At 62.9% G+C, this 480-nt stretch carries 1 protein-coding gene; it reads right to left on the reverse strand.

Going from position 1 to position 480, the window contains the following annotated elements; translation table 11 throughout:
* Positions 1-288 precede the first annotated feature (288 nt).
* Positions 289-480, reverse strand: a 192-nt coding sequence (locus tag AACY19_RS27140; protein ID WP_339454579.1) for a DUF1491 family protein, incomplete at its 5' end; no start/stop codon positions are given.

Below are 480 nucleotides of genomic sequence, written 5' to 3' on the forward strand. Positions count from 1 at the left end.
GAACGGAAGGCTGAGACTGGGCGTTGATGACACGACCAAGGTCTTGAGCGAAGCCCGGTGTGCCGAGACCGATGAGAGCGGTAACGGCCAAAGAGAGCGCCGCAATGCTTGCGACGCGATTCGAAAACGACATGAACACTACAAAAATGCGGTTGGTGCGCGGACAGGGTCGACCCAATTGTCACCCCGCCGGACAGCCCCCCGACTGCGTAACCTGGTCGGATCGCACCCGACACGGCACAACGCACGTGGCTAATACCCCGTCTTCTAGGGGGAGATCGGCTCGGGTCAACCGAGCGTGATCGTTTCTGCGGCGAATCGTTCCGCCGACGCGATGTCCAGTTCGACCACCCACAGATCCGGATCACGGTCGCGGCGCTTACGCCAATAGGCCTCGCGCGCTGCCACATCGCTCGGGTCGGCAGGGCCCGTCTCGACCAAAATCGTCGTGCCAAGCGGGCCGAAGGCCCGCTCCATCAC

It is taken from the genome of Pseudomonas sp. EA_5y_Pfl2_R50, from assembly GCF_963970475.1.
Taxonomy (GTDB): domain Bacteria; phylum Pseudomonadota; class Gammaproteobacteria; order Pseudomonadales; family Pseudomonadaceae; genus Aquipseudomonas.